Here is a 26,560-nt window from a genome sequence, read left to right on the forward strand (position 1 = left end):
GCCCGCGGCGGTACGATCCTCGGCTCCTCCCGGGTCCAGCCGGCCCATCTGCGGGGCGGTGTCGAACAGGCCAGGCGCCATGTCGCCGATCTCGACCGGCAGCATCGCCATCACCAGACCGGCGAAGAGACCGGACCAGTCACCCTTGTACCCCTGGCTGCTGGCCAGCTCGACCAGCCCCTGGGAGAGCACCCGCTGTTCGGGGTCGGTATTGAGCACCGTCGGCAGCATGTACTGGTTCCACTGCCCCAGGAAGTTGAAGATACCGACGCTGATCAGGCCGGGCTTCGCCATCGGCAGCATCACCTGGAAGAACGTCCGGGTGTGCGAGGCGCCGTCGATCAGCGCCGCTTCCGCCACCGAGGTCGGCAGCGTCCGGAAGAACGAGGTGAGGAAGAACACGGTGAACGGCAGCGAGTACGCGATGTAGACCATGATCAGTCCGTGCCGCGAGTTCAGCAGGCCCATGTTGTTCATGACGAAGAACAGCGGGACCAGCGCCAGGATGATGGGGAAGCTCATCCCGCCGATGAACAGGAAGTAGACGAACCGGTTGCCCGGGAAGTCGAACCGCGCCAGCACGTACGCCGCCATGGAGCCGAGCAGCAGCGTCCCGACGAGCGAACAGCCCACCACCACGATGGTGTTGAAGAAGTAGTCGCTCATGTGCGCCTGGCTCCAGGCGCGCGACCAGTTGTCGAAGTGCAGCTTGTCCGGCAGCGACCAGGGGGTCGACAGGATCGCGTCGTCGGTCTTGAACGACGACATGACCGCCCACAGCAGCGGCAGGACGACCAGGATCGCCCAGATGATCAGCACACCGTGCGAGAAGACGTTGAGGACCTTGCCCTCGCTGCTCTTCTCCTTGACCGCGGGCGCGGGCGCCTTGGTCACCGGGCCCCGGGTCTGCGCCGGGACCGCGGGAGGGGTGTCAGTGGTCTTCACGTGTACTCACCTCGTACTGTCGAGCCGGACACGGAGACCGACCTGTGGTACCTGCTGGGGATCCGGGGACCTTCTCCCGTCCGTCGCAGCATCAGAACTCCAGCCGCTCGCGCCGGCCCAGTCGCATCACGATGGCGGCGAAGGCCATGGTGACGATGAGCAGTCCGACCCCGATCGTCGTCGCGTATCCGGCCTGCCCGTCACGGAAGGCCGTCTGGTAGACGTACAGCGGCAGGATGGTGGTCGAGTAGTCGGGACCACCGGGGCCCACCGTCATGACCTGCACGGCGGTGAACGCCTCCACACCGAGCGCCAGGATCCCCATGTAGACCCAGCCCGACTGCACCGTGTCCCAGAGCAGGGGCAGGGTGATCCGGAAGAACGTCGTGAAGCGGTTGGCGCCGTCGAGGAGCGCCGCTTCGTAGAAGTCCTTCGGAATGGAGGCCATCCCCGCCGAGAAGAGCACGACGAAGAATCCGACCGTCGACCAGATCAGCACGACCATGACGCAGGTGAGCGCGAGGTTCGGGTCGCCCAGCCAGTCCGGCTGGACGGAGTCCAGGCCGATCGTCCTCAGGATCGAATTCAGCATCCCGCTGGTGGGGTTGAAAGCGAACTGGAACAGCAGCGAGACGATGACGATCGAGAGCACCTGCGGAAAGAAGTAGGCGATCTTGTAGAAACCCGAACCGCGCACGCCGGAGACCGCGGCGTTCTTGCGCCGCCGGCCCCCGACATTGAGCATGAAGGCGAAGAAGAGCGCCAGGCCCAGCGTCACCAGCGGCAGCAGCAGCACGAGCAGCACACTGTGCTGCAACGACTTCCAGAAGATGTCGTCCTTGAGCATCTTCGTGTAGTTGTCGAACCCGACCATCTTGAAGTCCGGGCTCAGACCGGTCCAGTCCGTGAACGAGTAGTAGATGGACTGGACGAACGGCCAGATGACGAAGACCGCGTACAACGCGAGTGGGACTATCAGGAATCCCACGATGAAACGGTACTTGCCGTGCTGCATCGTTTACCGACCCCGTTCTTTCCGCGGGTGCCGCCGCTGGTGACGGTTGCTCACTGGTGCTTGTAGTGCTTGATGGACTGGTCCTTGGCCGCCGCGTCGGCGAAGGCCTGGATCTTCTTGATGGCTTCCGCCGGGGTCGCGCGGCCGGCCATCATCTCGCCGATACCGGCAATGCCGATCTGCTCCTTCTGAAGCTTCACGTACCAGTCCTGCAGACGCGGGTTCACCACGTTGTCGCCGGCCTTCTTCAGCGCGTCGACACCGGACTGCATGGCCGTGGACAGGGTCAGACCGTCGGTGCCGCCGTTGAAGGCACTGAGCGACTTGACCTGCTGGGTGAAGTTCTTCGAGGACTCCTCGGAGAGCATGATGCGCAGCTGCTCCATGCCACCCTCGGGGTTCTTCGCGTTGGCCGGGACGACGAAGGGCTCGCCGCCGGAGGCCCAGATGGTGCCGAACGGCATCTTGTCGGACGAGTCCAGGCTGGACGGCGCCGCGACCATCATCTTGAAGTCCTTGGGCGTGGTCGGCGCCGCCTCGTTCTCCACCCACGAACCGTTCGGGAGGAAGAGCGCCTTGCCCTTGGTCCACTCGGTCTGCGACTGGATGTGGGTCAGGCCAGGGGTGCCCTTGAGGATGTAGCCCTTCTTGTAGAGCTCGTAGTACGCCTCGAACGCCGCCTTGACCGCGGGGTCCTTCCAGGCGTTCGGCTCCAGGTTGTCGATCTTGTCGAGAACCTCGCGGCCACCGATCTTGCCGATGAACGGGTAGAGCGAGAACGGGAGGTAGTAGGGGTACTTACCGGCGTACGTCCAGCCGGCGATGCCCTTCTTCTTCGCCTTCGCGCAGAGGGCGAGCATGTCGTCCCAGTTCTCCGGGTACTCCGCGTCGAGGTTCTCGAGCGCGGTCTGCGAGTACCAGACGCCGTACACGGTGTACGCGTAGTACATGATCCAGACCGGGTCGCCGTCGAACTGACCCATCTCCAGAACACCCGGACGCAGCGTGTCGCGGACCTTCTTGTTCGGGTCGTCGATGGACGGGGCGTCCATCAGCGGCGTCAGGTCCAGCAGCTGCTTCTTGCCGACCAGGACACCCATGTCCATCTGCTCGGCACCGGAGTTGTCGATCAGGTCCGGCGGGGTGCCCCCGTTGAAGCGCGGCTGCAGCTGCGACTGGATCTTCTGGGTCGCCGCGTGCTTGACCTTGGCCTTCGGGAACGCCTCGCTGTACTTCTTCTCGGCGTCGATGGCGTACTGCTGACCGAAACCGCCGTCGAAGATGACCACTTCGAGCGGCGCCGACTCGTTGACCCCGAGCGGGTTGGTCTTGGTGGTCTTGCCCTTCTCGACCTTCTTGCCGTCGCTGCTGTCGCTGCTCGCACACGATGCCAGGAAGCTCATCGTCGGAACAGAGACCAGACCGAGTGCGGCCGATCGCTTGATCACATCGCGACGGCCGAGGCCCTCATTCTTGTGGGCGGAGGTGGATCCCATGCTCAAGTCCTCGCCTTCTCCAGGACTCAGGCGGTGTGTACCGGTCGCCCGTCAAAACTCGCCTCAGGCGAAGGGCCCCGCCACCGCGTTCAGTTGCGCTTGGGTCGTACTGATTTCAGGCTAGCCACGTGCAATGGGAGGCTTCAGGAGATCGGGCGGAAGATGCACCTGTCGTGCACTCCTCGCCGCGTCCCCCAGTCCCCCTTGTCCGCGTCACCCGGAAAGCTGTGCGGACGCCGACAGGTATAGTCCACTCACAGCCGCCTGAGCAAGATCAAATGCAAGGTCGGTCGGGAGTCTTTCCCGAGTTGAGACCTCACAGATACCTGCAGCACGCACACCCGGGCCCCGGCGTAACGTTTTCCGCATTACGGTCGATTCCACCGGCGATTCCAAGCCAACATCCTTGACATCTGGCGTCACTTGACTCACTCCCGAATCCGGGGCATCAGGGAGACACCGTTGTCCACGCAGGCTCCCGGAGGGCGGGGGTGGCATGCGGACCCGAGACGGTTCCCCCGAGGACCGAGCCGTACGGCTTCGTCGACCGCCCTTCACTCACTCCCGTCACGGCAACCCCCCTGCGGCCGCCGTGTCAAAGGCCGTTACGGACGAAGGAGGTCAAGGCCGGGCCCGCGTACGGACATTCGGCCCATCCTTCGATGCTCGGAGAAAACAGCCGGACTGCCGCAACGCCGCCGAAGACGGTCCCGCAGGAAAGAAACGGTCGACGGGTGTCGATGACGGCCTCTCGATAGGAACAACGGGTAATGTCACCGACGCGGTGTGGATGTCCGTCCCCGTGCCGAGAACACCGGCGGCGGGGAGGTGCAGGACGTCCCGATCGACGGACAGCCCGGAAACCACGCGGCTGCCGGTCGAGCCCACCGGCTGGGACAGGTAGGCCCCGGCCAGATACCGATGAGGTCATGACCGGGACCACCAGCTCCCGGCCCGCCCGGAGCGCAGCCCCCTCTCAGGACGGCCGGGATCCGGCTCAGCTCCGCTCCGGGCCTTCCGGAACGGCCCGGGGAAACAGACTCTCGGGCAGGGTCACGTTCCACGCCGTCAGTACCGGGTTGCCGTGCTCGGTGCCGAGCCGCGAGACCGCACCCGTGGCGAGTTGGAACAGCGTGCCCTGTGCCGGGGGCAGCCCGAGATAGCGAGCGGTCAGTACGCGCAGGAAGTGGGAGTGGGCGACGAGCGCGATGTCCTCGTCCTCCTCGCGTCCGGCGGCCGCCACGACCTCGGCGAGCACCCGGTCGGCGCGCGCACCGACCTCGGCAGGGGTCTCACCGGGGTGCGCCTCGGGGCCCCGGGCGACTCCGTCGGTCCAGAGGTTCCAGTCGGGGCGGGTGCGATGGATCTCCTCGGTGGTCCCTCCCTCGTATCCGCCGTAGTCCCACTCGCGCAGCTCGGGTGTGATGCGGGGTGCGGCAAGTCCGGCAAGTTCCGCGGTGCGTCGGGCCCGTACCGAGGGGCTGACCAGGGTGAGTGCGATCTGCCGGTCGGCGAGCAGGGGTGCCAGGGCGCGGGCCTGGCGTTCCCCGAAGGGGGTCAGCGGCAGATCGGTGTGGCTCGTGTGCCGCCCGGACCGCGACCACTCGGTCTCACCGTGCCGGATCAGGATCAACTCGCCCATGGATGCCATCCGCTCTCTGTGCAGTCCGTGCTGTGCAGCCGGTCGAACCTCCGGATCCACCATCGCACTCCGCGGGCCCCGGACCGGGTGGCCGATGCCCCGTTTCCGGGTACGGCGGCCCCATACCCCGCGGCATTCCTCCGGATGCCCCAGCCGAGGCGAGGGCGGCCGACGCCGGGTCCGGGTCCGGTCCGGGCGTGCCCTGGTCCGACGCGGGATCCGGTCCGCTCATCCGGTCCGCTCGTCGCCGAGCACCTCCTGGATGACGTGCCGTGCGATGGCCGCCATGGCGGGGTTGGAGTCCGCGTAGTAGCGCAGCTCTCCGAGCGCGGTGGACAACGCCCAACCGCGGCCGCGTGCCCAGGCCGCGTCATCGGCCGCCAGGGCGGTGCGGAAGATGCCGCGTGCGGGTGCCGGCAGCAGGTACCACGCCGCGATCAGGTCGACGGCGGGATCACCGAGCCCCAGGCAGCCGAAGTCGATCACGGCGCTCAGCCGCCCGTCCGCGAGCAGCAGGTTCCCGGGCTGGAGGTCCGCGTGGATCCAGACGGCCGGACCGGTCCCCGCAGGGGCCCGCAGCGCGGCCTCCCAGACCGCGACCGCCGCTTCCGCGTCGACGCCACCGTCCAGGTCCCCGATCGCGGCGCGGGTCGAGCCGTCCCGCGCGCACAAGGGCTCACTGCGGTAGGAGGGCGGCCCGTCGGCGGGAGCGATCCCGCGCAACGCGCCGACGAACTCGGCCAGGTCCGCCGCGAGCGGTCCGGGTTCGGTGATGCGTCCGACCGCCGGGTTCCCGCCCTCCAGCCACCGGAAGACCGACCAGTGCCACGGATAGCCCGCGGCGGGCACTCCCTTGCCCAGAGGTACGGGAACGGCGACGGGAAGCAACGGAGCGAGCCGGGGCAGCCAGCGGTGCTCCTTCTCCACGTCTCCGGCAGCCCCCTCCGTACGAGGAAGGCGCACCACCATGTCCTCGCCGAGCCGGTACATCGCGTTGGAGGTGCCCACGGAGACGACCGGTGCGACGGGCAGTCCGGTCCACTGCGGGAACTGCGCCGCGATCAGCCGACGCACCAGCGAGGGATCGATGTCCGGTTCGCCGACGTGCATCTTTCCGGCAATCATGAGCACCCTTCAGGAACGGTACGCCGACGGGGAGTTGCCGACCAGCGGCCATACGAACGCTCCCACGCACGGCCCGTCAAACCGTTTTCCTGTTGGCCGTTGCCCCCGACTGCGTACGGCCGCGCCAAGAAGCCGGCCTCCGTCACTCGGTGTCGTCGGCGCGGAGGGTCAGGTCGAGGAGGCCGGGCAAACGGGCGTCGAACTCCTCACGACGCAGCCGGTTGAGTCGCTTGGGGCCCTGGTCGCGCTGTTCGACCAGACCGGCGTCGCGCAGGACCCTACTGATCACATCGCTGAAACCTCGACGCAGCCCGCTCGACAAATCCGCCTGTTACGGTCACCGGAAACGCGGCCGCCGTTGCCCGCCCCGACAGCCCCGGACCTCTGTCCGGCCGGTGAACGAGGAGGTCAGCCGTGCGCATCGAGGCTCGTCGGGGTGTCCGGTCCCGGTCCGGCCGAGGCCCCTCCCCCGCGTGGCTCGGCCACGTGCTGAGCCGCCGCCGTGTCCCTGTGCCCCGCACGGCGATGGTGCGCGGTGCGTTGGGGGCGGGGCCTGTGCTGGGTGTCGGTATCGCCACGGGGCATGCGGGGGCGGGCGTCCTCGCGGCGCTCGGGGCGATGCTCGCCGGGGTCAACGACCGTCCGGGGACACGGCGCACGGGTGTGGTGGGCATCGGATGTCCGGCCGTCGCCGGATCGCTCGGGCTGATGGCCGGGGCCGTTGTCGCCGACAGCGTCGGGCGCTGGGCGGCGGTACCCGTGCTCTTCCTGGTGGGCTGGCTCTCCGGTGCGCTGAGCACGGTGGGTGCGGTGTGGTCGGCCGCATCCCTCCAGATGCTGGTCGCCCTCACCGTCGGGCTGGGGATGCCGATGCCGGGACCGGCCTGGTTCAAAGCCCTCTGTTTCTTCTCCGGCGCGGTGTGGCTGCTTCTGCTGCGGCTGGTCCTGCGGGTGCCGCGTTCCGGTGACGGTTCCCGGTCGAGCGGGGAGCGCGAGGCGGTCGCCGCCGTGTTCGACGCCCTCGCGGACGCCTTGCTCGCGCTCGGCGGGCCGCAGGCCGCAGCCGCGCGTCGCAGGCTGGTCGCCGCGCAGCAGCAGGCGGACGAGGCGTTGCGCCTGCTGCGGCTGCTGCCCTGGCCCGGCCGGGGCGTCGCGGCGGTGCATCCGCTGGCCGCACGTTTCGGCGCGGCGGTGGCCCTGTGCGAGGCGAGCATCGCGCTGCTGTGGGTGGGGCGGGCCGTCCCCGGCACGGTCGCCGACGGCCCGCGTCGCCTTGCCGCCGCCGTACGCAGCGGCGGCCCGGCGGGGCCGCTGCCGAGTCCGGTGTCGGACACGGTCGAGCGGACGGCGTTCGATCACGCGCTGCTGGAGGCCGCCGTCGTCTTCGACCGCACGCGGCACGGTGCGGCCGACGCGGGCTCCGGGAACCGCTCGGTGCTGTCCCGGCCCTGGCAGAGGGTGCTGTCGCCCGCGGGGCGGGAGTACGGGCTGCGGGTGGCGCTCTGTGTCACCGTCACCGGCGTCGTCGCGTTGCTGCTGCACGAGGTGCACTGGTACTGGCTGCCGGCCACCGCGGCATTCCTGGTGAAGCCGGACCTGGGGCCGCTGTTCTCCCGGGTGGTGAACCGCTTCGCCGGCACCGTCGCCGGAGTCCTGGCCTTCCTGCTGTGCACCACGGTGTTCGGGGGGCTCGGTGCTCCCGGCACCGTGGCACTGGTCGTCGTGGGCGGGGCGCTGGTGCCCTTCTCCGTCCGCCACTTCGGTCTGCAGACCGCGGTCATCACGGTGCTGGTGCTCTCCTTCGTACGGACGGCCGGCGACACCGAGGCCGCCCCCGCCAGGCTGCTGGAGACCACGCTCGCCTGCGTCATCGTGTTGCTCGTCGGGCACCTTCCCCGGCTGACCGATCCCCGGGTGCGGGTCGGGCACCGGTGCGCGGTCACCCTGCGCTGTACGGAGCTGTATCTGCGCCATGTGCTGGCGGACCCTGACGAGGAGACGCCGGACCCGCGCAGGTCGGGCGCACAGGGTCTGGCCCTGCGGAGCGCCGCCTACCGTGCGCTCGCCGAGACACGCGCGGCGGCGGAGACGGCCGCGGCCGAACTTCCGGGCCCGTACGGCGGGAAGCGGCACGACTGGGCGGCAGTGGCCGACGCGGCCGAACTGATCGTCGACGCGGCGACCGCGTGCGCCCTCCGGGTCGAGTACGGCGTGCCCCGGCCGCCCGCGGCCGAGGTGGAGAAGGTGACGAGCGCGCTGGCGGCGGCGGCCGACGCGCTGGAGGGCGGCCGCGGCGGAACCCGCCCGGGCCCGGGGCCGCGCGACTGCCGTTCGCTGCGGGACGTCATGACCCATCTGCACGGCATCCACACGCTGACCACGGCCGCGTGAACGCCGAAGGGACGCACCCCGTCGCCGGGGTGCGTCCCTTCCTGCTGGTGCAGCCGGACCTTACTTGCGGATCAGGTTGCGGAGCACGTACTGCATGATGCCGCCGTTGCGGTAGTAGTCCGCCTCACCGGGGGTGTCGATGCGGACGACCGCGTCGAACTCCACACCGGTGTCGGTGGTGACCTTGACCGTGCGCGGCGTGGTGCCGTTGTTCAGCTCGGTCACGCCGGTGAAGGAGAAGGTCTCCTCGCCGGTCAGGCCGAGGGACTCGGCGGTCGCGCCCTCCGGGAACTGGAGCGGGAGGACGCCCATGCCGATGAGGTTCGAGCGGTGGATGCGCTCGTAGGACTCGGCGATGACCGCCTTGACGCCGAGGAGCGCGGTGCCCTTGGCGGCCCAGTCGCGGGACGAACCGGAGCCGTACTCCTTGCCCGCCAGGATGACGAGCGGGACGCCCGCGGCCTGGTAGTTCTGCGAGGCGTCGTAGATGAACGACACCGGGGCATCGGCCTGGGTGAAGTCGCGGGTGAAACCACCCTCGGTGCCCGGGGCGATCTGGTTGCGGAGGCGGATGTTCGCGAAGGTGCCGCGGATCATGACCTCGTGGTTGCCTCGGCGCGAGCCGTAGGAGTTGAAGTCGCGGCGCTGGACGCCGTGCTCCGTGAGGTACTTGCCGGCCGGGGTGTCGGCCTTGATGGCACCGGCCGGGGAGATGTGGTCGGTGGTGACCGAGTCGCCCAGCTTGGCGAGCACCCGGGCGCCGGCGATGTCCTCGACCGGGGTCGTCTCCATCGTCATGCCCTCGAAGTACGGGGGCTTGCGCACGTAGGTGGACTGCGGGTCCCACTCGAAGGTGTTGCCGGTCGGGATCGGCAGCGCCTGCCACTGGGCGTCGCCCGCGAAGACGTCCTGGTAGGACTTGTTGAACATGTCCTCGCCGATGGCGTTGGCGACGACGTCGTTCACCTCGGACTCGGACGGCCAGATGTCCGCGAGGTAGACCGGCTTGCCGTCCTGGTCGATGCCCAGGGCGTCCTTGGTGATGTCGACCTTCATCGAACCGGCGATGGCGTACGCGACGACCAGCGGCGGGGATGCCAGGTAGTTCATCTTGACGTCGGGGTTGATCCGGCCCTCGAAGTTGCGGTTGCCGGAGAGCACCGAGGTCACGGCCAGGTCGTGCTCGTTGACGGCCTTGGAGACCTCCTCCGGCAGCGGGCCGGAGTTGCCGATGCAGGTGGTGCAGCCGTAGCCGACGAGGTTGAAGCCGACCTTGTCGAGGTACGGGGTCAGGCCCGCCTTGTCGAAGTAGTCGGTGACGACCTTCGAGCCCGGGGCGAGGGTGGTCTTGACCCACGGCTTGCGGGTCAGCCCCTTCTCGACCGCCTTCTTCGCCACGAGCGCCGCGGCGACCATGACGTACGGGTTCGAGGTGTTGGTGCAGGAGGTGATCGCGGCGACGGTGACGGCGCCGTGGTCGATCTCGTACGAGGTGCCGTCGGGGGCCGTGACCGTGGTCGGGCGCGACGGGACACCGTTGGTGGCGGCCGGGGCGTCGGAGGCCGGGAAGGACTCCTTGCCCGACTCCTCGTCCTCGGAGACGTAGTTGCGCACGTCCTCGGCGAACTGCTGCTTGGCGTTCGCGAGGACGATGCGGTCCTGCGGGCGCTTCGGGCCGGCGATCGACGGGACGACCGTCGACAGGTCCAGCTCCAGCTTCTCGGAGAAGTCCGGCTCGGCGGCCGGGTCCAGCCAGAGGCCCTGCTCCTTGGCGTACGCCTCGACGAGCGCAACCTGCTGGGCGTCGCGGCCGGTCAGGCGCAGGTAGTTCAGCGTCTCGTCGTCGATCGGGAAGATCGCGGCGGTGGAGCCGAACTCCGGCGACATGTTGCCGATGGTGGCGCGGTTGGCCAGGGAGGTGGCGGCGACGCCCTCACCGTAGAACTCGACGAACTTGCCGACGACACCGTGCTTGCGGAGCATCTCGGTGATGGTCAGCACGAGGTCGGTGGCGGTGGTGCCGGCCGGGAGCTCGCCGGTCAGCTTGAAGCCGACGACGCGCGGGATGAGCATGGAGACCGGCTGGCCGAGCATCGCGGCCTCGGCCTCGATGCCGCCGACGCCCCAGCCCAGCACACCGAGGCCGTTGACCATGGTGGTGTGCGAGTCGGTGCCGACGAGGGTGTCGGGGTACGCCTGGCCGTTGCGGACCATGACCGTACGGGCCAGGTGCTCGATGTTGACCTGGTGGACGATGCCGGTGCCCGGGGGGACGACCTTGAACTCGTCGAAGGCGGTCTGGCCCCAGCGCAGGAACTGGTAGCGCTCCTTGTTGCGGCCGTACTCCAGCTCGACGTTCTGCGCGAACGCGTCGTTGGTGCCGAACTTGTCGGCGATGACGGAGTGGTCGATGACCAGCTCGGCCGGGGCGAGCGGGTTGATCTTGGCCGGGTCGCCGCCCAGCTCCTTGACGGCCTCACGCATGGTGGCGAGGTCCACGACGCACGGCACACCGGTGAAGTCCTGCATGATCACGCGGGCCGGGGTGAACTGGATCTCCTGGCTGGGCTGAGCCTGCGAGTCCCAGCCGCCGAGCGCCCGGATGTGGTCGGCGGTGATGTTCGCGCCGTCCTCGGTGCGGAGCAGGTTCTCCAGCAGGACCTTCAGGCTGTAAGGGAGGCGCGCGGAGCCCTCGACCTTGTCCAGCCTGAAGATCTCGTACGACTCGTCGCCCACGCGCAGCGTGCTGCGGGCGTCGAAGCTGTTCGCCGACACGACAGTCTCCTTCATCAATGTGCGCGTACTCCGCGCCGCGCCTCACTACGGCGGGCGCCGCGTGGTGCCGCCTACGGCCCCTCGACCATCCGCTAAGGTAAGAGTTAGTTAGGTAACCCTTACCTGTCGGCGGACTGCGGTGCGCCTTCGGCATATATCTCGATGTCGAGATAACTCTAGTACATCACTTCGGAACGGTCATGCCCGGCCACCCGTACGATCCCGCCGTTCTCGCACCGCCCCGCGCGGCACGGCCCCGCGGCGGCGGCTGCCGTCCGCCCGACCACGCACGGCAGCCGCCCGAACCGGCGCCCGACGCGGTCAGGAGTTCTCGGCCAGGACCTCGTTGCGCGGCACGACGCTCCTGCGCTCCCGCACGTGCGCAGCTGTCACGAGGCCCAGGAGAAGCGCGAGGAGTGCGACCGACGAGCCCGCCGTCCCGAGGTCGAGACCACCCTTGGCGACAGGCTTGGTGAGGAAGTCACCGACGGTGGCACCAAGAGGGCGCGTGAGCACGAACGCGATCCAGAACAGCAGCACGTTCGGCACGACAGGCACCCACATGAGTGCGAGAAGCGCCGCGAGCAGCCCGGTGACGAGAAGCGCGCCACCCGCATAACCGAGCCCGGAGCTGTCGGACAGGAAATCACCCATGGAAGTGCCGAGCGTGTTCGAGACGAGAATCGCCGACCAGAAGAGACCCTCCCCGCGAAAGGTGTCGATGTCGCGGATGGAGAACGTCAGCCCGGTGAACTTCCAGATGACGAAGATGGCCATCAGTAACGAGATCAAGATCGCGGCTCCCGTGGGGTACCCCAGCCCCAGGCCTTGCGGCCCCCAGCCCAGCGAAGTGGCCCCGCCGGACAGGTACCGAGAGCTGGCGTCACGGTTCATGAAGTCGGACATCGTGGTGCCGGCCATGCTGGTGGACAGGATGACGGTCCAGTAGAAATAGGGGTTGTAGCGGGTGGACGCTAGCTGCACGACCAGCGTGACAACGAAGATCAGGAACAGCGCGACCGTGGTGAGGAAGTAGCCGAGCCCGAGGGTCTGGGCCAACAGGTCGCCGGCCGTCTCGCCGAGCGTGGTCGCGGTGATCTTCATGATCCAGAAGGCCAGGGTGACCTCCGGCAGCTTCTTCATCACAGAGTGACCCATGCCGGTGTTCAGGTCGGTAAGGAATTCAGACTTTTCCAAGGTCAATCACTCCTGGTCGGCCGAAACGGCGCCTCGCTCCACCGGAGTGAGCGCCTTCCACGTCGCGGATGAGTGGACATCACAGTGTTGCGGGCGCGAGGCATCCCTTTTCCCGATGGCGCTACGTGTCCGCAGGTGTTTATTACTTCTTTGAATACGGAGACGAGTTCTTTGAATACGGGCACGCGCGTGCCGCGCTCCGCCGATTCGAGGACCCGGTGGCGGTCTTCGTTCTGCATGCGGACACAGGCGGTGCACCCCGTGCGCACTCCGGGTCACCCACGCGGACGCACCCCGCATGCCGGACCGCCGCACCGAGCGGATGATGAGAACGGTCGGCACGCCCCCGAAACCAGCGACGGGCCGCCGCGACAACGGCCGTCGCCCACCTCCCCCGCCATCCCCCACACTTCCCGTTCTCACCTGCTCCCCGCGCACCCGTCACCCGAATGCCACACCCCCGTACGATCTTCATCTCATATCTGAGATAACCTGTCGCCATGTCAGACGACTACCTCGTACGCATCGGCAAGCTCATACGTGACGCCCGTCAGCACCGTGGCTGGACACAGAGTCAGCTTGCAGAGGCACTCGCCACCAGCCAGAGTGCCGTGAACCGCATCGAGCGCGGCAACCAGAACATCAGCCTTGAGATGATCGCCCGCATCGGCGAAGCGCTCGACAGCGAGATCGTGTCGCTCGGCTACGCCGGGCCGATGCATCTGCGGGTCGTCGGCGGACGCCGGCTCTCCGGCTCGATCGATGTCAAGACCAGCAAGAACGCGTGCGTGGCACTGCTCTGCGCCTCGCTCCTGAACAAGGGCCGTACGGTACTGCGCCGGGTCGCCCGGATCGAAGAGGTCTACCGCCTCCTCGAAGTGCTGAACTCCATCGGTGTGCGCACCCGCTGGATCAACGACGGGACCGATCTGGAGATCGTCCCGCCGGCCCGGCTCGACATGGCCTCCATCGACGCGGACGCCGCCCGCCGGACCCGCTCCATCATCATGTTCCTCGGCCCGCTGCTGCACCGTATGGACCAGTTCACCCTGCCGTACGCGGGTGGCTGCGACCTCGGCACCCGGACCATCGAGCCGCACATGATCGCGCTGCGCCGGTTCGGCCTGGAGATAGCCGCGACCGAGGGTCTCTACCACGCCCAGATAGACCACTCGGTGACCCCGGACAGGCCGATCGTGCTGACCGAGCGCGGCGACACGGTGACGGAGAACGCGCTGCTGGCCGCGGCCCGCCACGACGGGACGACCGTCATCCGCAACGCCTCGTCCAACTACATGGTCCAGGACCTGTGCTTCTTCCTGGAGGCACTGGGCGTACGGGTCGACGGCGTCGGTACGACGACGCTGACCGTGCACGGTGTCCCGCACATAGATGTGGATGTCGACTACTCCCCCTCCGAGGACCCGGTCGAGGCGATGAGCCTGCTCGCCGCCGCCGTGGTGACCGAGTCCGAGCTGACGATCCGCCGGGTACCGGTCGAGTTCCTGGAGATCGAGCTCGCGGTGCTGGAGGAGATGGGCGTCGACTGCGACCGTACGACCGAGTACGCCGCCGACAACGGCCGCACCCGGCTGGTCGACCTCACGGTCCGCCCCTCCAAGCTGGAGGCGCCGATCGACAAGATCCACCCCATGCCGTTCCCCGGGCTCAACATCGACAACGTGCCCTTCTTCGCGGCCATCGCCGCCTCGGCCCAGGGCCAGACCCTCATCCACGACTGGGTCTACGACAACCGGGCCATCTACCTCACCGACCTGAACCGTCTCGGCGGCAGGCTGCAACTCCTGGACCCGCACCGGGTCCTGGTCGAGGGGCCCACCCGGTGGCGCGCCGCCGAGATGATGTGCCCGCCCGCGCTGCGCCCTGCCGTGGTGGTGCTGCTCGCCATGATGGCGGCGGAGGGCACGTCGGTCCTGCGCAATGTGTATGTCATCAACCGCGGTTACGAGGAGCTGGCGGAGCGGCTCAACTCCGTGGGCGCGCAGATCGAGATCTTCCGGGATATTTGATCAAAGAAGGCCGCCGCCCTTTCTGACCAGGTAAAACGCTGGTTCGGATGGGGCGGCGGCGCCCGCGGGACCGCTCCGGGACTATGCGCCTGCGCGGTGACTGCTGCGGGCCCAGGGATTGAAGCAGTTGCGCAGCGTCTCCGCGCCAACGCCGTTCAGCGGCCGGGATCCGAGCTGCGCATGTGTCGGCGCACCCCCTGCTCGATGCGCCCGACCGTAGACGGGTCCCCGCTCCAGGCGGGCCACCAGTGCCTCCCTGCAAGGCCGTTGAGGAAACGACCCCGCCGCGGGGGTCGACGAACTCTCCTCGTCGCGCGTCGGTCCGAGTGAGAGATCCCTGTCGAACCGGGTGGGTCCCAGGACAGGGTTGACATGTGTACAGGCACCGATATCTTTGCGCCGCAGGTGCGGCTGCTGATCTTCAGGGGTGTCACATGTCGACGCGATTCGATGTACTGGGCCCGCTGAGGGCCTACCGGGACGATCAGCAGCTTGTTCTCGGATCCGTCAAACAGCGTCTGCTGCTGGCCGCTCTGCTCACCAGGCCCAACGAACTGGTCACCTCAGAGCAGTTGATCGATGTCCTGTGGAAAAATGAGCCTCCGGTCTCGGCCTCCGCGAACCTCCGTTCCTACGCGCGCGGGTTGCGGACCGTGCTGTGCAGCGACTCGTGGGACGGGCTGCCCGTCGCCCGTGGCGGCTACATCCTGCGTCTGCAACCGGATCAGCTCGACCTGGACGCGTTCGACAACGCCGTCGCCAGGGCCAAGGAGGCTGCCGCCGGAGGCGATCCCGTGATCGCCAAGGCCCAGTTCGGGCGCGCGCTCAGCCTTCGGCGAGGAACCCCGCTCGCCGGACTGCCGCATCACCCCCCGCTGGACGAGTGGGTGACCCGTGTCGAGGAGCGGTACCTGGCCGCGGAGGAGGACTACGGCAAGCTGCTCCTCGAGACCGAGAACTGGATGGATGCCGTTCAGTGCATGCGTCAGCTTCTCGACCGTGCGCCTCTCAGGGAGCGGGCCTGGTGCCAACTTCTCACCGGGCTCTATCAGATGGGGAACACCGCAGACGCCCTTGCCGCGTTTCGGCAGGCTCGGAAGATCTTCGTCGCGGAGACCGGTCTCGAACCAGGCGTGCAGCTGACCCAGTTGCACGAGACCATTCTCAACCACCGCCCGCTGAAGGTGGAAAGGGCGAGGAGCAGATCCGGCGCGACTCGGCAGCCCGGGTTCCGGCCCGATGTCGTTCCTCGGCAACTTCCCCCCGTCACCTCCCACTTCGTCGGACGGCAGTATGAGATCGCGCAGCTCGACACTGCGCTGAGCAGTCGTTCCGCCGAGGGCGCGGAGATGACGGCAATCACCCTGGTGTGCGGGATGCCCGGATCGGGGAAGACCGCCCTGGCCGTGCACTGGGCCCACCGGGTGTCCGCGTCGTTTCCCGACGGCCAGCTCTTCGTGGATCTGCGCGGCTACGACGGCGCCAGCCAGCTGTCTCCCTTCGAAGTCCTCGGAGACTTCCTGAACGCACTGGGAATCACACAGTCCGGCATGCCGGCCACGCTCGACGCACGCACCGCGCTCTTCCGCAGTCTGCTGGCGCCCCGGCAGCTGCTGCTGGTCCTCGACAATGCCAGTGACGCGGAGCAGGTACGTCCCCTTCTTCCTGGGGCCGGACGCATCGCGGTGGTGGTGACCAGCCGCGACCAGCTGCCCGGGCTGATCATCTCGGAGGGTGCCCGCACTCTTCCGGTGCCGCCTCTTTCCCAGCAGGAATCCCGGCGGCTGCTGCACCGCCGCATCGGAGAGGACCGCACCGGCGGGGACCCGGCGTCCCTCGACGCGATCGCGACGGCGACCGGCGGCCTTCCCCTGGCGCTGTCCGTGGTGGCGGCCCGGATGGCGATCCAGACCGATCTCTCGCTCAGGAGCGTCGCCGAGAGCCTCCGGCAGAGCCGCGGACGCCTCGACGCCCTGGCCGAAGGAGACGTGCGGGGAACGTTCTGGTGGTCCTACCGAAGACTGACGCCCGGCGCGGCCCGGGTCTTCCGGCTGCTCGGACTGCATCCCGGGCCGGAGGTCGGGGAGGAGGCGGTCTCGGCTCTCACCGGACTCTCGGCCGAGGAGACCGGACAGTGCCTGCGTGAGCTGGTCAGGCTGCATCTGCTGGAGGAGGTCTCCCCCTGCAGATACTCCGCCCATGATCTGTTGTGGAGCTATGCGGCCGAACTGCTGCGGTCGTCCGAGCCCGACGACAGCCGGCAGGCCGCACGCACGCGGATGTACGACCACTACCTTCAGCGCTCCCACTCCGCGGCGGTGTGCATGCAGCCTCAGTGGCTGCGTTTCACTCCGCTCGCCCCGTCCGAGCCCCGGTCCCTCACTCCGGTGACCGATCACGGCGAGGCTCTGACCTGGTTCAAGACGGAGATGAATGTCCTCATCCGTCTCGTCCGTCAGGCGACGGAGCGTGGATACGGAGTGCACGCCTGGCAGACGGCCTGGGCACTGACCGCCTACCTCGCCCCCAAAGGCCTGTGGCAGACCCAGCTCACCGTCCAGCGTCTCGCGGTCGCCGCCGCCGAGCAGAGCGAGGACGCGCTCGGGCAGGCGACCTCCCATCGCCTTCTGGGTCGTGCGCTGACCCGCCTGGGGATGTTCCCGGAGGCCGACGACCACCTCAAGCGGGCCCAGTCCGAGTTCGAACAGGTCGGTGATGTCGCGGGGGTGGCCCAGTGCCTGCACAACAGGAGCGAGGTCTCCTTCGCCACCGGAGACGGGCAGGGGTGCCTGGTCCACGCGCGGGAAGCCCTGCGGCTTCACCGGCTCGCCGGCCATCCCGCCGGTGAGGCGCGCGCCCTCAACGGCATCGGCTGGGTATCGGCAACGATCGGCGACTACGCGCAGGCGGTGGAGAGTTCCGAGCAGGCCCTGGAGATCCAGCGGCGGATCGAGGACGTGAACGGCCAGGCCGCCACACTCGACACCCTGGGATACGCCTACCACCATCTGGGCCGGTGGGAGCTCGCAGTGTCCAGTTACCGGCAGTCGATCGCCCTTTTCGGCGCCTCCGCGGACCGCTACCACGAGGCCGAGACCCGAGGCCGTCTGGGCGAGACGCTGGAAGAGATGGGCCGCCCGCTTGCGGCGACGACCGAGTGGCTGGCGGCTGCCGAGATCTTCGACGAGCTGCTGGACCCCGCGGCGGAGGAGATGCGCTGCCATATCTCGCGGGTCGAGGGGGAGAACGCCTTTCCGGGGGCGGTCGGCAGCGACTGAGCCGGCCCGCCCCTCGGGGACCGTCACGACCGCCGCCTCGTGGCGTCGGAGACGGCCTCAGGCACCGGAGACACCCTTGGAGATCAGAAGTGCCGCGACCCCCGCGACGTTGCCGGCCTCCTTCAGCTCCACGTCGTCCACTTGGACGGAGTACTCCTTCTCCAGCACGAGGCCCAGTTCGACCAGGGCCAGCGAGTCGAAGCCGAGGTCCTCCCAGCCGGTGTCCGGGCCGGTGTCGTCCGGAACCGCGAACTGTTCCACCAGGCGGTCGAGAATCCGCCGCTCCAGCAGCGAGATGGTCATGCTCATGACTATTCACTCCTCAGATGTCCGGAACGTTCAGCACGGTGCGGCCGCTCACAGGGGTGTGATGTCCGGCCAGGTGATGGCTGCGGAGGCCCAGGTCAGCCCGCCGCCGAAAGCGGTCATGAGGACGCGGTCGCCGCGCGTGAACCGCCCCTGCCCGGCGGCATGGGCGAGGGCCAGGGGGATGGACGCGGCGGAGGTGTTTCCGACGCGGTCGATGTCGACGACGGCGCGTTCGACGGGGATGTCCAGGTGTCCGGCGAGCGCGCCGAGAATGCGCGCGTTGGCCTGATGGCCGACCAAGTGGTCGATCTCGCCGGTCTGCCAGCCGATCCGGCCCAGGAGCGTGGTGGCGGACTCGCTCATATGGCGGACGGCCTGACGGAAGACTTTCGTCCCCTCCATGACGAAGTAGCGGTCGGCGCTCGCCGTGTCGGCGGTGACGGGCTGACGCGAGCCACCGGCCGGGATACGGATGAGGTCCTTGTGGGCGCCGTCCGAGCCGAGGTGAGCGCCGAGCACCGTCCCTGGCCGGCCCGGGACATCGCTCGCGGTGAGCACGACGGCGCCCGCGCCGTCACCGAAGATGACACGGGTGGCGCGGTCGTCGGGGTTGAGGATGGTCGAGTAGGCGTCCGCGCCGATGACCAGGACCGTGCGGGCCTGTCCGGCGACGATCTGCGCGTGCCCCATGGCCAGCGCGTACAGGAAGCCGGAACAGACGGCCGCGATGTCGTAGGCGGCCACGGGCCCCAGCCCCAGACGTGAGGCCACGTCGGGGGCGGTGGCCGGGCAGGGGTGGTCGGGCGTGGTGGTCGCCAGCGCGACCACGTCGATGTCCTCCGGAGCGAGGCCCGCGGATTTCAGCGCGCGCAGACCGGCCTCCACGGCGAGGTCGCTCGTCGCGGTGCCGGGTTCGACCCAGTACCGGCTGCGGATCCCCGTACGGGAGACGATCCACTCGTCGCTGGTGTCGAGCCCCTCGGCGAGTTCGGCGTTGGTGACCAGACGGGACGGCAGACAGGTACCGAGCCCGATCATCGCGGAGTGCATGGCAGGCTCCCCCCACGGGCGGCGAGGGCGAGGAAGGCGTCGTTGTCCGGCCTGGAGCCGACGGACACCCGGACACCCTCGTGGGCGAAGGAACGGACGGCGATCCCCTCGGCGCCGCACCGCTCGCCGAACGCGGCCGAGCCCTCGCCCAGCGGGAGCCACAGGAAGTTGCCGTGGCTGTCGGGGACGTCGAAGCCCGCAGCCCGCAGGGCCTCGCACATCCGGGTGCGTTCCTCGACGGTCTCGTCGACCCGCCGCAGCAGTTCGTCCTCCAGCCGGAGCGCGGCCAGCGCGGCCTGCTGGGCGACCGAGCTCACCGCGTAGGGGAGGCACACCTTGTGCAGGTGCACGACGGTGTGCGGAGCGCCGAGCAGACAGCCGACGCGCAGGCCGGCGAGCCCGTAGGCCTTGGAGAAGGTGCGGGTCACCACGAGATGGGGGTGGGCGTCGAGCAGGGCGATGCCGCTGCACGCGTCCTCGTCGCGGGCGTATTCGAAGTAGGCCTCGTCCAACACCACCAAGCAGGTCGGCGGGACCCGGTCCAGGAAGTCCTCGAGCTCCCGGCGGCGGATCAGCGCACCGGTCGGGTTGTTGGGGCTGCAGAGCAGGACGAGCCGGGTGGCGTCGGTGATCCCGGCCGCCATGGCGGGCAGGTCCAGGTGGCCGCCGGCCAGCGGCACGGGGACCGTCCGGACTCCGGCGAGGGCGGCCAGCACGGGATAGAGCTCGAACGACGGCCAGGGATGGACGACGGTGGCGCCGGGCTCGGCCACCGCCTGGAACAACGCCTGGAGCAGGGCGACGGATCCGGCGCCGACGAGCACCTGGTCCGGGTCGGCGCCATGCCGGCGGGCGATCGCCTGGGTGAGCCGGGAGCACGCGGGGTCGGGGTAGCGGTTGAGGTCGGCGCCCGCGACGGCGAGTTCCTCGACCAGGTCCGGAAGCGGCTGGTGCGGAGATTCGTTGGCGGACAGGGGACGGGCGGGTGCCCCGTCGTAGACGCCCTCGGTGGGGCGGTAGCCGGGAATCGAGTCGAGGACGGCGCGGAACCGGGGAGCGGGGGCGGGCTTCCTAGGCATGCTGCTCCTGTCGTGCGGCCTGTCCCAGCGCCTCGGCCACGTCCACGATCAGGTCCTCCTGGCCGGCGACCGCCTGGCGGCGGCCGAGCTCGAAGAACACGTCGCGGGGGTCGACGCCCTCCCGCCGGGAGACGTCCAGCACATGGCTCTTGAACCCGGAGAACACTCCGGACAGTCCGCTGACGACGCCCACCGAGTCGATGACGGGCTGAGTCCTCATCAGCTCGCGTTCGGCGAGGTCGGCGGCGTCCAGCAGCCGGTAGAGGTCCACGTCGGTGGTGTGTCCCAGCCGTTCCAGGACCGGGACCACCACTTCGAGCTGGGTGTTGCCCGCCCCCGCGCCGAATCCGCGCGCACAGCCGTCGATGATGTCCGCGCCGGCCTCCACGGCGGCCACCGAGTTGGCCACCGCCATGCCGAGGTTGTTGTGCCCGTGGAACATCACGGGCACATCGACCGCCTCCCGGATCGCGGCGATGCGGGCGGTCACGTCCGGCGGCAGGAAGTGTCCGGAGGAGTCCATGATCCCCACCCCGGACGCGCCGAACCCGACCAGCCGCGCGCACTGCTCGGCCAGTTCCCCGGGGCCGGCCATGTGGCTCATCAGCAGGACGCCGTGTGCCTCGGCGCCCCGCTCGGCCAGGTGACCGAGGTGTCGTTCGGCGAGGTCGCTCTCGGTGCAGTGGGTGCCGATGCGCACCAGGTCGGCACCGTGGGCGATCGCCCGGTCCAGGTCTGCGGCGCGTCCCCAGCCGGGGAGCATGAACACGCACATCCGGCTGTGGGTCAGTGCCTCGCGTACCACGGAGAGCATCTCGTCGTCGCTGAGCCGGGCACGGCCCACCTGGAGCGACGAGGCGCCGAGGCCGTTGCCGTGTCCGACTTCGACGACGGGGATGCGTGCCGCGTCGGCCGCGGCGGCGTAGGCGCGCAGCTGGGCCGCGTCGAGCTGGTGACGGACGGCGTGGTGGCCGTCCCGGAGCGTCGGGTCGTGGATCAGTACATGGCTCATGACGTCTCCGCGGGAACGCAGGTCAGGTGGTGGTCCGCATACCGTTCGGCGACGTGCAGGGCGGCGGAGTTGATGATGTCGAGGTTGCCGGCGTACCGGGGGATCCGGTCGCCCGAGGCGTGGACCTCGACGGCGACGAGCGCCTTGCCGTCTCCGACGGCGCAGGCGGTCACGGCGCAGCCGCCGACGAAGGCGCGCATCTCCTCCACGGCCGTGTCCACCGCTGCCCGCACCGAGTCCTGCGTCAGGTCCTCTCCCAGCAGGGACATGGCGACCCGGAAGGTGGCCGGGGGCCGGGCCGGGCTCAGGTTGACCATCACCTTGACGTCCTCGATCCCGCTGAACTCCCGGACGGCGTCCTGGGTGGTGTCGATGTACTCGTCGAGGTTGAGCCGGGTGGACCGGCCGATGGTACTGCTGGCGGCGGTGGTGACGACCTCGGCGTACGCGATCCGGTGACGGCGCGCCACGGCGTGCAGCACGGGGATGGCGGCCTGCCCTCCGCAGCTGACCATGTTCACGTTCCGGTGGGACAGCGCGTCCGACCCGTTGATGGTGGGGATCACCATCCGGCCGACCTGGCTCGGGGTCAGGTCGACCAGCAGCGTGTCGGACGGGGCGAGCAGTTTCGCGTGTTCGACGTGCGCCGACGCGGTGGTGGCGTCGAAGACGATGTCGAACGGCTCCTCACGGTCGACCAGGGAGCGTATGCCGCCGGCCGACACGGGCAGGCCCGTCCTGGCCAGCCGCCGCAGCCCCGGAGTGTTCTCGTCGCGGCCGAGGACCAGACCGAGTTCCAGGTGGTCGGAGCGTGTGATCTTGACCGCCAGATCGACCCCGATGAGACCGGCACCGATCACCGCGACGGACAGTCGGCCGTTCTCCGTCATGCCTCCCCCTCGTTCCGTTCCGCGGGGGCTTCGGCCGGCGGCCCTGCGACGGTGAGCGACACCGACCCGAGGGACGCGAAGGACGCCGTGGCCCGGAGACCGGGAACCAGGTCGACGGCGTCGGCCCAGGAGCCCGCGAGTACCAGGTCGCCCGCCTTGATCCCCTCCCCGAAGGTGTCGAGGATCCTCACCAGGAAGGCCACGGACTCCGCGGGATGGCCCATGACCGCGGAGCCGTACGCCGTCTGGATCCGGTCCCCGGTCTGGAAGACCACCCGCTCGGCGGCCAGATCTGTCCTTCCCGCGGAGCCGAACGGCACCTCGGGCCCGACGACCACGCGCGCCGAGGACGTGTTGTCGGCGACCGTGTCCGCCAGCCTGATCCGCCAGTCGGCGATCCGGCTGTCCAGCACCTCCAGCACCGGATGGACCGCTACGGTCGCGTCGAGGACGTCCGCCGCGCTGACCGACCCGCCGCGCAGGTCCTCGCCGACCCGGAAGGCGATCTCCGCCTCGAGTTTCGGGGCGATGAACTGCCCGGCGTCCAGGCAGGCTCCGTCCGGCAGGAGCATCCGGTCCGTGAGATGACCGAAGTCCGGGTGGTCGATGTCGAACGCCTTCTGGATCGCCTCGCTCGTCGCGCCGATCTTGTATCCGATCAGCTCGGCGCCGTCGGCGACCTCCAGTGCGCGCAGCTCACGCTGCACCTCGTAGGCGTCCTCCAGTGACAGCTCGGGATGGCGTGCGGTGAGTGGTTCCACCGGTTTCCGCTCCCGCGCGGAGTCCCACAGCTGCGCCGCGAGTTCGCGGTACAGGGAACGTGCCGCCGTCAGGGTCATCGGCCCGGCTCCTTCCTCGGTCAGACCGCTACTTGGTAGCGATGAACAGTCGGCTGCCGGGCATGGGCTGCGGGAGGCAGGTGACGGACGAGAATCCCGCGGCCCGGAACTTCTCCAGCCATTCGTGCTCGGCCGGCAGCGCGATGCCCATGAACTGGGAGTGCAGGTAGGTGAAGAGGGCGCTGAACTTCCGTTCCGTGCCCGGCGCGTACGAGACCGCGTCCACGATGGCCATGAAGCCGCCGGGGGCCAGTCCTTCGCGGCAGACGGACAGGACCTTCTGGAACACCGCGTCGTCGCGGACGACATCGTGCATGACGAAGAAGGCCTGGATGGCGTCGGCCCCTTCGATCGGGGACGCGTCGTCCACCAGCGACTCGACGGAACGCTCGGTGACCTCCAACCGGTCCGCCACACCCGACCGCGCGGAGGCTTCCCGCGCCGCGGCGCAGGCGGCCCCACTGATGTCGAGGGCCACTCCGGTGCGGTCCGGATCCTGCAGCAGAAGTTTGATCAGCAGGCCTGCCGCGCCGGCGCCGAGGTCGGCGACCCGCCGTGCTCCGGAGGCGTGCACGTACTCGAAGGCGCCCTGGTAGAAGCCTCGTTGGCCCACCCAGCGGGAGCTGACCGCGACGCGTCGCCCGTCCCGGGGGTGCAGCCGCCCGGCGGCGACCGGGTCCAGCAGGAAGGAGCCCGCGTGCTCGATCAACGGGTAGTTGGCGCCGACCGACCAGGAGACGTACCCCGCTTCGTATCGTCGGTCCGGGTAATCGTCCGCGGGCCGGTACTGTCCCGCTGTGCCCGTCTCCACGACCAGGCCGGCGGCCGCCAGTGCGGTCATGTACTCGCGCAGGCCGGGCGCCGGCAGTCCCGTCAGGCGGACCAGCTCGTCGATGTCGAACGCGTCGTCGGCGTCCAGTACCTGGTCCACGCCCAGCTCGGCGCCGATCTGCAGCAGGGCCGCGGTGGCCGCGAGGTCGGCTGCCTTCTCCACCAGGGACTCCTGCGCTTCCGAGTGGGCCATACGAGAGGGCGACGGGCTCATTCCTTCTCCTCCTGCCGAGATGTCGGCGACGCCGACGGGAAACTCGGGACATCCCTGCGGCGGACGTCCCTCGGCCAGGAGCGGCCGGTGAACCGGTTCCGGGGAAAGGCCCGACGGTTCCGGATCCTCCACCCTCTCCTCCTGGTGCTCCGGGACGGTACCGGCGGCGCCGATCCGGCCGCGTACGACGCGGATACAATCTCCGTGCAACGCCGTTGGCCAGTCCCGGAGTTGGGCGTGCGTGCCCAGGAGCGAACGCCCTGGGGGCGGCCCGTGACCGGACCGCCCCCGCATGGCACAGTTCTCTCCGTCATCCGGCATCTCGGCTCAGTGCGGCAGAGCTCTTCTCCTGACGCCGTCGAGGAGATCCCCGACCTCCTCGACGACCTCCCGTTCACTGGAGTGCAGGAAGAAGTGGTCCCCGGGGAAGAGCCGTGAGCGGAACGCACCGGATGTCAGGTCCCGCCAGGAGTTCATGGCGCCATCCGCCGTGAGGCCGTCGGCGGACCCCGCGAAAGCTGTTACGGGGCAGGTGAGTACGGGCCGCCTGCGCCACTCATAGGTGTCGTAGAGCCAGATGTCGTATCGCATCATCGGATACAGCAGATCCAGCAGCTCCGGACTGTCCCGGATGTTCTCGGGAAGTTCCATGGTGGCGTTCCAGGCCGCGAAGAACTCCTCCTGCCCCAGATGGCTCATCGGCGCCGTCTTCTCGCCCCGGTGAGGTGGCGCGCACCCCGACACCACGAGGTGCTCGACGGGCACACCGCGCAGGGCGAGTTCGACGGCCACTTCGTAGGCGAGCAGCGCACCGAGACTGTGCCCGAACAGAACGGTGGGGAGGCGGGGCAGGGCGGCGATCTCCGCGGCCATGACCGCCGCCACCTCCGGCAGCCCTCCCGGGGTCTGCCTGCCTGCCGGGTCGGGCGCCCGGCCCGGCGGGTCGGCCCCCAGGATGTCCACCCCGGCCGGCAGCCCGGCCGGCCAGCTCCGGTAGATCATGGTGCTGGCTCCGGCGTACGGCAGACACACCAGCCGCAGGCCTTCCGCACCGGTGCCGGCGATGCGTGTCAGCCGGGACGACACCCGGGTGTTCCGGGTCCGGACCGCCATGTTCCCCGCCCTCCCTCCGTGTCCGAGGCGACCGGTCAGCGCAGGCTCTTGGGCGTCATGTCGGTCCAGGTCTTCTCGATGTGCTCAAGGCATGCGGACTTCTCGCCGGAAAAGCCGACGGCGTGCCAGCCGGCCGGCTCGTCGCGGTGCTCCGGCCAGATCGAGTACTGCTCCTCGTCGTTGACGACGACCTTGTAGCGATCCATGGTGTCGGACATCCTTGTTCCCTTTCCGGTGTTTCTGCTCTGACTCGGTTGTTGACGACATCGGGTTTCCGCGGACCGGCCGCACGGCTCAGAGGCCTCGGCCGAGCCAGTTCCTCAGCGCCTCGCCCAGGGCTTCGCTGTGCTCGGCGGCCAGCAACTCGCCGTGGGTGGAGCGAACGGGTGCCACGGCGAGTTCGCCTGTGACGTAGGGCGCCCAACGGCTCCGGGGTCCGCCGGGAACGGGTTCCAGAGCGGCCGGGACCAGCAGGGCGTCCCCGTGGAAGACCTCAGGACGGTGCCGGGCGAGCAACCTGAGGTTGTTGGTCACCACCCGCCGGAGTACGGCTTCGGCGTGCCCGTCGCCGTTCTCCCCGCCGATTCCCAGCAGTTGGCCTGCGGTGAGGTCGGGGCCGATCGCCTCGGCCGTCAACGCCTCGACATCCGCGAAGTCCTCCACGGCGGCCGTCACGTCGTCTCCGAGGTCCGGGGCCGGATAGCTGTCCAGCATGATCAGGGCACCGACCTCCTCGCCCCGTCGCTGGGCCTCGACCGCCATGGCGTGTGCCACGACGCCACCCAGCGACCAGCCCATCAGGTGGAGCGGTCCCGTCGGCTGAAGCTCACGGGCGTGGTCCAGGTAGGTGGCGGCCATCTCCGACAGGGTGCCGGGAAGGATCGCGTCCCGCCTGCCGTCGAGCCCGCGCGCCTGGAAGGCATGGACCGGACGGCCGTCACCCAGCATGCGCGGCACACCTGCGTAGCACCAGCCGAAACCGCCTCCGGGATGGACGCAGAACAACGGCGGACGCGCCCCGTCGGACCGCAGCGGCAGCATCACCGAGGCGGCGTTCTCCCGTGCCCCGTCCGTCGTGGTGGTGGCGAGGAGTTCCGGGGTGGGCCGGTCGAAGAGGTCGGTGACGGTCACGGGCCGGCCGAGCCGTTCGCTCAGCCGGGTGACCAGCCGTACGGCCAGGAGCGAGTGTCCGCCCAGGTCGAAGAAGCTGTCCTCGGCACCGACCGCGGTCACCCCGAGGACTTCGGCGAAGACATCGGCCACCGTCTGCTCGTCCGGTGTCCGGGGAGCACGACCACCCTGGGACTTCGAGATGACCGGTTCCGGCAG

20 protein-coding genes and 1 pseudogene are annotated in these 26,560 nt (G+C 69.2%); 3 read left to right on the plus strand and 18 right to left on the minus strand.

What is annotated here, in order from left to right; genetic code table 11:
• The 6 genes and pseudogenes from AB0L71_RS32110 to AB0L71_RS32135 form a co-directional block, all read right to left on the minus strand.
• A partial coding sequence (locus AB0L71_RS32110; protein WP_365250080.1) for a carbohydrate ABC transporter permease occupies nucleotides 1–945 on the minus strand: 945 nt, incomplete at its 3' end.
• A gap of 91 nt (nucleotides 946–1,036) precedes the next feature.
• On the minus strand, nucleotides 1,037–1,960 hold the full coding sequence (locus AB0L71_RS32115) for a sugar ABC transporter permease (RefSeq protein WP_365250082.1): 924 nt from the start codon (nucleotides 1,958–1,960) through the stop codon (nucleotides 1,037–1,039).
• A 50-nt stretch (nucleotides 1,961–2,010) separates the two neighbouring features.
• Complete coding sequence (gene ngcE, locus AB0L71_RS32120; RefSeq protein WP_365250084.1) at nucleotides 2,011–3,456, minus strand: N-acetylglucosamine/diacetylchitobiose ABC transporter substrate-binding protein; 1,446 nt, start codon at nucleotides 3,454–3,456, stop codon at nucleotides 2,011–2,013.
• Nucleotides 3,457–4,453: 997 nt separating this feature from the next.
• On the minus strand, nucleotides 4,454–5,098 hold the full coding sequence (locus AB0L71_RS32125; protein WP_365250087.1) for a histidine phosphatase family protein: 645 nt from the start codon (nucleotides 5,096–5,098) through the stop codon (nucleotides 4,454–4,456).
• Nucleotides 5,099–5,326: 228 nt separating this feature from the next.
• Nucleotides 5,327–6,223 carry an aminoglycoside phosphotransferase family protein gene (locus AB0L71_RS32130; protein WP_365250089.1) on the minus strand — a complete coding sequence of 299 codons (897 nt, stop codon included), beginning with the start codon at nucleotides 6,221–6,223 and terminating at the stop codon, nucleotides 5,327–5,329.
• Nucleotides 6,224–6,365: 142 nt separating this feature from the next.
• A pseudogene (locus AB0L71_RS32135) lies at nucleotides 6,366–6,500 on the minus strand (transcriptional regulator); the annotation flags it as partial.
• Between the two features lie 233 nt (nucleotides 6,501–6,733).
• On the opposite strand from AB0L71_RS32135, the gene AB0L71_RS32140 reads away from it, so the two are divergent.
• Entirely contained in the window at nucleotides 6,734–8,614 is a 1,881-nt protein-coding gene (locus AB0L71_RS32140) for an FUSC family protein (RefSeq protein ID WP_365250092.1), read from the plus strand.
• A gap of 60 nt (nucleotides 8,615–8,674) precedes the next feature.
• Here AB0L71_RS32140 and acnA read toward each other — a convergent pair whose 3' ends face one another.
• Nucleotides 8,675–11,389, minus strand: a complete 2,715-nt coding sequence (acnA, locus tag AB0L71_RS32145) for an aconitate hydratase AcnA (RefSeq protein ID WP_365250095.1) — start codon at nucleotides 11,387–11,389, stop codon at nucleotides 8,675–8,677.
• A 321-nt stretch (nucleotides 11,390–11,710) separates the two neighbouring features.
• Complete coding sequence (locus tag AB0L71_RS32150) at nucleotides 11,711–12,586, minus strand: hypothetical protein (protein WP_365250098.1); 876 nt, start codon at nucleotides 12,584–12,586, stop codon at nucleotides 11,711–11,713.
• 500 nt (nucleotides 12,587–13,086) lie between these two features.
• Between AB0L71_RS32150 and AB0L71_RS32155 the strand changes: the two genes are divergently transcribed.
• Both AB0L71_RS32155 and AB0L71_RS32160 read left to right on the plus strand, forming a co-directional pair.
• Nucleotides 13,087–14,616 carry a UDP-N-acetylglucosamine 1-carboxyvinyltransferase gene (locus AB0L71_RS32155; protein ID WP_365250101.1) on the plus strand — a complete coding sequence of 510 codons (1,530 nt, stop codon included), beginning with the start codon at nucleotides 13,087–13,089 and terminating at the stop codon, nucleotides 14,614–14,616.
• Between the two features lie 434 nt (nucleotides 14,617–15,050).
• Nucleotides 15,051–17,894, plus strand: coding sequence for a BTAD domain-containing putative transcriptional regulator (locus AB0L71_RS32160; RefSeq protein WP_365250104.1), 2,844 nt, complete (start codon nucleotides 15,051–15,053; stop codon nucleotides 17,892–17,894).
• 57 nt (nucleotides 17,895–17,951) lie between these two features.
• Here the strand turns inward: AB0L71_RS32160 and AB0L71_RS32165 are convergent, their stop codons facing one another.
• The 10 genes from AB0L71_RS32165 to AB0L71_RS32210 all read right to left on the minus strand — a co-directional run.
• The gene (locus AB0L71_RS32165; RefSeq protein ID WP_365250107.1) at nucleotides 17,952–18,203 is read right to left on the minus strand and encodes an acyl carrier protein; all 252 of its coding nucleotides are present in this window, start codon (nucleotides 18,201–18,203) and stop codon (nucleotides 17,952–17,954) included.
• A 48-nt stretch (nucleotides 18,204–18,251) separates the two neighbouring features.
• Nucleotides 18,252–19,253, minus strand: a complete 1,002-nt coding sequence (locus tag AB0L71_RS32170; protein WP_365250110.1) for a beta-ketoacyl-ACP synthase III — start codon at nucleotides 19,251–19,253, stop codon at nucleotides 18,252–18,254.
• Nucleotides 19,238–20,332: a histidinol-phosphate transaminase gene (gene hisC, locus AB0L71_RS32175; RefSeq protein ID WP_365250113.1), complete on the minus strand. Its 1,095-nt coding sequence runs from the start codon at nucleotides 20,330–20,332 to the stop codon at nucleotides 19,238–19,240. The genes AB0L71_RS32170 and hisC overlap by 16 nt, the downstream gene beginning before the upstream one ends.
• Nucleotides 20,325–21,344 (minus strand): 4-hydroxy-2-oxovalerate aldolase, encoded by a 1,020-nt coding sequence (dmpG, locus tag AB0L71_RS32180; protein ID WP_365250116.1) that lies wholly within the window; start codon nucleotides 21,342–21,344, stop codon nucleotides 20,325–20,327. Before dmpG ends, hisC begins: the two co-directional genes overlap by 8 nt.
• Complete coding sequence (locus AB0L71_RS32185; protein ID WP_365250119.1) at nucleotides 21,341–22,234, minus strand: acetaldehyde dehydrogenase (acetylating); 894 nt, start codon at nucleotides 22,232–22,234, stop codon at nucleotides 21,341–21,343. The genes dmpG and AB0L71_RS32185 overlap by 4 nt, the downstream gene beginning before the upstream one ends.
• Entirely contained in the window at nucleotides 22,231–23,073 is an 843-nt protein-coding gene (locus tag AB0L71_RS32190) for a fumarylacetoacetate hydrolase family protein (RefSeq protein ID WP_365250122.1), read from the minus strand. Before AB0L71_RS32190 ends, AB0L71_RS32185 begins: the two co-directional genes overlap by 4 nt.
• Before the next feature lie 28 nt (nucleotides 23,074–23,101).
• Nucleotides 23,102–24,118, minus strand: coding sequence for a class I SAM-dependent methyltransferase (locus tag AB0L71_RS32195; RefSeq protein ID WP_365250125.1), 1,017 nt, complete (start codon nucleotides 24,116–24,118; stop codon nucleotides 23,102–23,104).
• Nucleotides 24,119–24,445: 327 nt separating this feature from the next.
• A complete protein-coding gene (locus AB0L71_RS32200; RefSeq protein ID WP_365250128.1) occupies nucleotides 24,446–25,231 on the minus strand; it encodes an alpha/beta fold hydrolase in 786 nt (261 codons plus the stop codon).
• Nucleotides 25,232–25,266: 35 nt separating this feature from the next.
• A complete protein-coding gene (locus tag AB0L71_RS32205; RefSeq protein WP_365250131.1) occupies nucleotides 25,267–25,449 on the minus strand; it encodes an MbtH family NRPS accessory protein in 183 nt (60 codons plus the stop codon).
• A 76-nt stretch (nucleotides 25,450–25,525) separates the two neighbouring features.
• Nucleotides 25,526–26,560: thioesterase domain-containing protein (locus tag AB0L71_RS32210; protein ID WP_365250134.1), on the minus strand; the 1,035-nt coding region annotated here is incomplete at its 5' end.

Source organism: Streptomyces sp. NPDC052052 (assembly GCF_040680455.1).
Lineage (GTDB): Bacteria > Actinomycetota > Actinomycetes > Streptomycetales > Streptomycetaceae > Streptomyces.

Excerpts from the sequence above, each read along its gene's own strand:
- AB0L71_RS32115 (WP_365250082.1), bottom strand. The coding sequence starts at position 1,960 with ATGCAGCACGGCAAGTACCGTTTCATCGTGGGATTCCTGATAGTCCCA.
- ngcE (WP_365250084.1), bottom strand. The coding sequence starts at position 3,456 with ATGGGATCCACCTCCGCCCACAAGAATGAGGGCCTCGGCCGTCGCGAT.
- AB0L71_RS32125 (WP_365250087.1), bottom strand. The coding sequence starts at position 5,098 with ATGGGCGAGTTGATCCTGATCCGGCACGGTGAGACCGAGTGGTCGCGG.
- AB0L71_RS32130 (WP_365250089.1), bottom strand. The coding sequence starts at position 6,223 with ATGATTGCCGGAAAGATGCACGTCGGCGAACCGGACATCGATCCCTCG.
- AB0L71_RS32155 (WP_365250101.1), top strand. The coding sequence starts at position 13,087 with ATGTCAGACGACTACCTCGTACGCATCGGCAAGCTCATACGTGACGCC.
- AB0L71_RS32160 (WP_365250104.1), top strand. The coding sequence starts at position 15,051 with ATGTCGACGCGATTCGATGTACTGGGCCCGCTGAGGGCCTACCGGGAC.
- AB0L71_RS32165 (WP_365250107.1), bottom strand. The coding sequence starts at position 18,203 with ATGAGCATGACCATCTCGCTGCTGGAGCGGCGGATTCTCGACCGCCTG.
- AB0L71_RS32170 (WP_365250110.1), bottom strand. The coding sequence starts at position 19,253 with ATGCACTCCGCGATGATCGGGCTCGGTACCTGTCTGCCGTCCCGTCTG.
- hisC (WP_365250113.1), bottom strand. The coding sequence starts at position 20,332 with ATGCCTAGGAAGCCCGCCCCCGCTCCCCGGTTCCGCGCCGTCCTCGAC.
- dmpG (WP_365250116.1), bottom strand. The coding sequence starts at position 21,344 with ATGAGCCATGTACTGATCCACGACCCGACGCTCCGGGACGGCCACCAC.
- AB0L71_RS32185 (WP_365250119.1), bottom strand. The coding sequence starts at position 22,234 with ATGACGGAGAACGGCCGACTGTCCGTCGCGGTGATCGGTGCCGGTCTC.
- AB0L71_RS32190 (WP_365250122.1), bottom strand. The coding sequence starts at position 23,073 with ATGACCCTGACGGCGGCACGTTCCCTGTACCGCGAACTCGCGGCGCAG.
- AB0L71_RS32195 (WP_365250125.1), bottom strand. The coding sequence starts at position 24,118 with ATGAGCCCGTCGCCCTCTCGTATGGCCCACTCGGAAGCGCAGGAGTCC.
- AB0L71_RS32200 (WP_365250128.1), bottom strand. The coding sequence starts at position 25,231 with ATGGCGGTCCGGACCCGGAACACCCGGGTGTCGTCCCGGCTGACACGC.
- AB0L71_RS32205 (WP_365250131.1), bottom strand. The coding sequence starts at position 25,449 with ATGTCCGACACCATGGATCGCTACAAGGTCGTCGTCAACGACGAGGAG.